At 71.9% G+C, this 5605-nt stretch carries 5 protein-coding genes; 1 reads left to right on the top strand and 4 read right to left on the bottom strand.

The window, feature by feature from the left end; all coding sequences use genetic code 11:
- The 3 genes from BZZ08_RS38040 to BZZ08_RS38030 form a co-directional block, all read right to left on the bottom strand.
- Nucleotides 1–738, bottom strand: a 738-nt coding sequence (locus BZZ08_RS38040; RefSeq protein ID WP_342211029.1) for a biotin/lipoyl-containing protein, incomplete at its 3' end; no start/stop codon positions are given.
- A gap of 62 nt (nucleotides 739–800) precedes the next feature.
- Complete coding sequence (lpdA, locus tag BZZ08_RS38035) at nucleotides 801–2189, bottom strand: dihydrolipoyl dehydrogenase (protein WP_198601947.1); 1389 nt, start codon at nucleotides 2187–2189, stop codon at nucleotides 801–803.
- A gap of 590 nt (nucleotides 2190–2779) precedes the next feature.
- Complete coding sequence (locus tag BZZ08_RS38030) at nucleotides 2780–4318, bottom strand: leucyl aminopeptidase (RefSeq protein ID WP_104636687.1); 1539 nt, start codon at nucleotides 4316–4318, stop codon at nucleotides 2780–2782.
- Between the two features lie 251 nt (nucleotides 4319–4569).
- On the opposite strand from BZZ08_RS38030, the gene BZZ08_RS38025 reads away from it, so the two are divergent.
- Nucleotides 4570–5355: an endo alpha-1,4 polygalactosaminidase gene (locus BZZ08_RS38025; RefSeq protein ID WP_104636686.1), complete on the top strand. Its 786-nt coding sequence runs from the start codon at nucleotides 4570–4572 to the stop codon at nucleotides 5353–5355.
- 9 nt (nucleotides 5356–5364) lie between these two features.
- Here the strand turns inward: BZZ08_RS38025 and BZZ08_RS38020 are convergent.
- Nucleotides 5365–5605, bottom strand: a 241-nt coding sequence (locus BZZ08_RS38020; protein ID WP_198601946.1) for an adenosylcobinamide-GDP ribazoletransferase, incomplete at its 5' end; no start/stop codon positions are given.

The following is a 5605-nucleotide window of genomic DNA, read 5'->3' as shown; positions in this document are numbered from 1 at the left end:
CGGAGCAGCCTGCGCGGGAGCCGGGGCTGCCGGAGCCGGAGCCGGAGCCGGGGTGGGCTCGGGCTGGGCCGGGGCGGCCGGGGCCTCCTGGGCCGGGGCGGCAGCCGGGGCGGCACCCGCGGCGCCGATGACGGCGAGCTTGGCGCCGACCTCGGCGGTCTCGTCCTCGCCGACCACGATCTCCAGCAGGGTGCCGGAAGTGGGGGCCGGGATCTCGGTGTCGACCTTGTCGGTCGAGACCTCGAGCAGCGGCTCGTCCTCCTCGACGCTGTCACCGACCGACTTCAGCCAGCGGGTGACGGTGCCCTCGGTGACGGACTCGCCGAGCGCGGGCAGGACCACGTCGGTGCCCTCGGCGGAGCCGCCGCCGGCGGACTGCTCGGCGCTCGGAGCGGGCGCCGGGGCGGCCTGCTCGGTGGACGGGGCGGCAGCGGCGGGCTCGGGAGCGGGCTCGGCGGCCTGCTCGGCCTGCGGGGCCTGCTCGGCGGCCGGGGCACCGCTGCCGTCGTCGATCAGCGCCAGCTCGGCGCCGACCTCGACGGTCTCGTCCTCGGCGACCTTGATGGAGGACAGCACGCCTGAGGCGGGGGCCGGGATCTCGGTGTCGACCTTGTCGGTCGAGACCTCGAGCAACGGCTCGTCGGCCTCGACGCGCTCACCCTCGGCCTTCAGCCAGCGGGTGACGGTGCCCTCGGTGACGCTCTCGCCGAGCGCCGGAAGGGTTACGGAAACCGCCATGGTTTCGGTTGCTCCTTACGAATTGCGGAAGTCTGTGTCGTCGCGCCCGAAGACCGAAGCGGTCAGTCGTGCATGTGGAGCGGCTTGCCGGCCAGCGCCAGGTGAGCCTCGCCGAGCGCCTCGTTCTGCGTCGGGTGGGCGTGGATGAGCTGGGCCACCTCGGCCGGCAGCGCCTCCCAGTTGTAGATCAGCTGCGCCTCGCCGACCTGCTCGCCCATACGGTCGCCGACCATGTGGACGCCGACCACGGCCCCGTCCTTGACCTGGACCAGCTTGATCTCGCCCGCGGTCTTCAGGATGCGGCTCTTGCCGTTGCCGCCCAGGGGGAACTTGACGGAGACGACCTTGTCCGCGCCGTAGACCTCCTTCGCCTTGGCCTCGGTGAGACCGACGGAGGCGACCTCCGGGTGGCAGTACGTCACCCGCGGCACACCGTCGTAGTCGACCGGCACGGTCTTCAGGCCGGCGAGCCGCTCCGCCACCAGGATGCCCTCGGCGAAGCCGACGTGCGCGAGCTGGAGGGTGGGAACGAGGTCACCGACGGCGGAGATGGTCGGGACGTTGGTCCGCATGTACTCGTCGACGAGGACGAAGCCGCGGTCCATCGCGACCCCGTTCTCCTCGTAGCCCAGGCCCTGCGAGACCGGGCCGCGGCCGATGGCGACGAGCAGGACCTCGGCCTCGAACTCCTTGCCGTCAGCGAGGGTGACCTTGACGCCGTCCTGGGTGTACTCGGCCTTCTGGAAGAAGGTGCCCAGGTTGAACTTGATGCCCCGCTTGCGGAAGGCGCGCTCCAGGAGCTTGGAGCTGTTCTCGTCCTCGACCGGGACCAGGTGCTTGAGGCCCTCGATGACCGTGACCTCGGAACCGAAGGACTTCCACGCGGAGGCGAACTCGACGCCGATGACGCCGCCGCCCAGCACGATCGCGGACTTCGGCACGCGGTCGAGCGTGAGGGCGTGGTCCGAGGAGATGATCCGGTCGCCGTCGATCTCCAGGCCCGGCAGGGTCTTCGGCACGGAGCCGGTCGCCAGCAGGACGTGGCGGCCCTGGACACGCTGGCCGTTGACGTCGACGGAGGTGGGGGAGGAGAGCCGGCCCTCACCCTCGATGTAGGTGATCTTGCGGGAGGCGACCAGACCCTGCAGACCCTTGTACAGGCCGGCGATCACCTCGTCCTTGTACTTGTGCACACCGGCCATGTCGACGCCCTCGAAGGACGTCTTGACGCCGAACTGCTCGCTCTCGCGGGACTGGTCGGCGACCTCGCCCGCGTGGAGCAGGGCCTTGGTGGGAATGCAGCCGTTGTGCAGGCAGGTGCCGCCAAGCTTGTTCTTCTCGATCAGGGCGACGTCCAGGCCCAGCTGCGCCCCGCGCAGGGCCGCGGCGTAACCACCGCTACCACCGCCGAGGATCACTAGGTCGAAAACGGTGCTGGCGTCGTTCGCCACGTCACGTCCTCCATGCATGTGCGCCACGCCGGTCTCCAGTGACCGGTCGGCGGCTGGTGTCCGGCCGCTCATTGTTCTCGGCCCTTGGGTGGGCCCTGTCCTGCCGGGCTCCATCTTCGCACTTGTGAGAGGCGAACGAGACGTGGGGCCGGGGTGTGAGACGCCCCACGTTCAGGTGAGCGGGCCTCACCCGGGGCTGCGGTTCGTCTTGGCCGACGCCAGGACAGCCGACCCAGGGGCGCGGGGCTGTACTGGTCTGCGGCTCCGCCGCGTGGGCGCGACGTGCTGCGGTTCTCCTTGGCCGACGCGAGGACAGCCGACCAGGGGCGCGGGGCTGTACTGGTCTGCGGCTCCGCCGCGTGGGCGCGACGTGCTGCGGTTCGTCTTGGCCGACGCGAGGACAGCCGACCAGGGGCGCGGGGCTGTACTGGTCTGCGGCTCCGCCGCGTGGGCGCGACGCCCTGCGGTTCGTCTTGGCCGACGCCAGGACAGCCGACCCAGGGGCGCGGGGAACTGCGCGACGAGCCACGACGGACCCGCAGCCGCGCAGTCACCCGCACCCGGCAACCCCTCAGGCGCCCCCGGCCCAGCTAGCCCAGCTCACCCGCGGCCGCCAGCTCGGCAACCCGCACCAGCGTCCGCACCGCCGTGCCCGTGCCGCCCTTCGGCGTGTACCCGAACGGCCCGCCCTCGTTGAAGGCCGGACCCGCGATGTCCAGGTGCGCCCAGGTGATGCCCTCGCCGACGAACTCCCGCAGGAACAGACCGGCCACCAGACCGCCGCCCATCCGCTCACCCATGTTCGCGATGTCCGCGGTCGGCGAGTCCATGCCCTTGCGCAGGTGCTCCGGCAGCGGCATCGGCCACGCCGGCTCGCCGGACTCCTCCGCCGCCTCGTGCACCGCGGAGCGGAACGCGTCGTCGTTCGCCATGATCCCGTACGTACGGCTGCCCAGCGCGAGCATCATCGCGCCGGTCAGGGTCGCCACGTCGATGATCGCGTCCGGCTTCTCCTGCGAGGCCGCCCACAGCGCGTCGGCGAGCACGAGCCGGCCCTCGGCGTCGGTGTTGAGCACCTCCACCGTCTTGCCGCTGTACATCCGCAGCACGTCACCCGGGCGGGTGGCGGAACCGGACGGCATGTTCTCGGCCAGCGCCAGCCAGCCGGTCACGTTGGCCTCCAGGCCGAGCCGCGCCGCGGCGACGACCGCGGCGAACACGGCGGCGGCACCGGCCATGTCGCACTTCATCGTCTCGTTGTGCCCGGCCGGCTTCAGCGAGATGCCGCCCGAGTCGTAGGTGATGCCCTTGCCGACGAAGGCGAGCGACTTCTTCGCCTTGGGCGAGGTGTAGGACAGCTTCACCAGCCGCGGACCCGACGCCGAACCGGCGCCGACGCCGAGGATGCCGCCGTAGCCGCCCTTGACGAGCGCCTTCTCGTCGAGCACCTGCACCTTGATGCCGTGCTCCTTGGCGGCCGCCTGCGCCACCGCCGCGAACGCCTCCGGGTTGAGGTCGTTCGGCGGGGTGTTGACCAGGTCGCGGGCGCGGTTCAGCTCCTCGGCGACGGCCGTGGCACGCTCGACCGCCGCCTTGTACGCCTTGTCGCGGGGCTTGCCGCCGAGCAGCGCGGCCTCCGCCAGGGGCGCCTTGCCGTTGCCCTTCGCCCGGGCGTCCTTGGCGTCCTTGGCGGACTCCTTGTACGCGTCGAAGGAGTACGCGCCGAGCAGCACGCCCTCGGCGACGAAACCGGCGTCGGCGGCCTCGGCGAGCGGCAGGGCGAAGGCGGCCTTCTTGGCGCCGGCCAGCGCACGGGCGGCCGCACCGGCGGCCCGGCGCAGCGCCTCGGGGTCGAAACCGGCGTCCTTCTCGGGCTCGGCACCGAGGCCCACCGCCACCACGACGGGCGCCTTGAAACCGGCCGGAGCGGGCAGCTTCGTCACCTCACCCTCCGCGCCCGAGGCACCGAGGGTCTCCAGGACGCCGGCGAGCCGGCCGTCGTACGCCTTGTCCACGGCCTCGGCGCCCGGGGCGACGGACGGGCCGCCTGCGCCCTTGGCGACGCCGATCACGATCGCGTCGGCCCGGAGGCCGGGCGCCGCGGCGGTGGAGAGAGTGAGAGCAGTCACGGTGGTGAAATCTCGCTTCCGTATGAAGTCTGGTGTGGCCGAATGCGGGTGGGTCGACCGGGCCCGACATCCGACCCTAGATCCCTCCTGCGTTGCGGTCCTCGCCTGGGCAGGCGAACACCCGGCACGAGCCTACGCTCGCGCCCCGCCGGGCTCCCTCCCGCGGGGCCGCGGTTTCCCCGCGGCTGTGCGGATGGGAGATCATTCCGGAGGTATGCCGCACATCCCTCCCGCACCCTGGAGCATTTCCCGTGAGACGCCCGGTCCTGTCGACAGCCCTCCTCCTGCTGCTGCTCGCGGGCTGCACGTCGGCCCCCGGCGACGACGGCGAGGCCGCCGACCGCTGGCGTCCGACGCCCGGCACCGACTGGCAGTGGCAGCTCAGCGGCAAGCTCGACACGTCCGTCGACGTACCGGTCTACGACATCGACGGCTTCGACCACGGCAAGGCCACCGTCGCCGGGCTGCACGAGGACGGACGCAAGGTCATCTGCTACGTCTCCACCGGCGCCTGGGAGGACTTCCGGACCGACGCCGACGCGTTCCCGGCGGCGGTGCTGGGCAAGGGCAACGGCTGGGAGGGCGAGCGGTGGCTGGACATCCGCGCGACGGACGTCCTGGAGCCGCTGATGGCCGAACGTCTCGACATGTGCCGCCAGAAGGGCTTCGACGCGGTCGAGCCCGACAACATGGACGGCTACAAGAACGAGACCGGGTTCCCGCTCACCGGGAACGACCAGCTCCGCTACAACCGGCTGATCGCCAAGCTCGCCCACGAACGCGGGATGGCCGTCGGCCTGAAGAACGACCTGGACCAGATCCCGGAACTGGTGGACGACTTCGACTTCGCCGTCAACGAACAGTGCGCCCAGTACGGCGAGTGCGCCGACAACCAGCCGTTCGTCGACGCGGACAAGGCGGTCTTCCACGTCGAGTACGAGCTGCCGACGGAACGCTTCTGCACCGACTCCCGGGAGCTGCGGCTCAGTTCGATGCTGAAGAGGTACGAGCTGGACGCGTGGCGCGAGGCCTGCTGAGCTCGCGGCTCAACCGAGGACGAGGACCACGAGGGCGGTCGTGGCCGCCGTCTCCGCGACGCCGCCGAAGACGTCGCCGGTGACGCCGCCGAAGCGACGGACGCAGTGGCGCAGCAGGAGTTCGGCCGCCACGACGGCGCACACCACGGCGAGTGCCGTGCGCAGTGCGTCGTCCGGGCCCAGGCACGCGCCCGCCGTCGCGCCGGCGGCCAGGGTGACGACCGCCGCCGCGGCCAGCGCCCCGCCGGCC

The organism is Streptomyces sp. MH60 (assembly GCF_002939385.1).
GTDB lineage: Bacteria > Actinomycetota > Actinomycetes > Streptomycetales > Streptomycetaceae > Streptomyces.
This window is presented reverse-complemented; position numbering and strand designations above follow the sequence as displayed.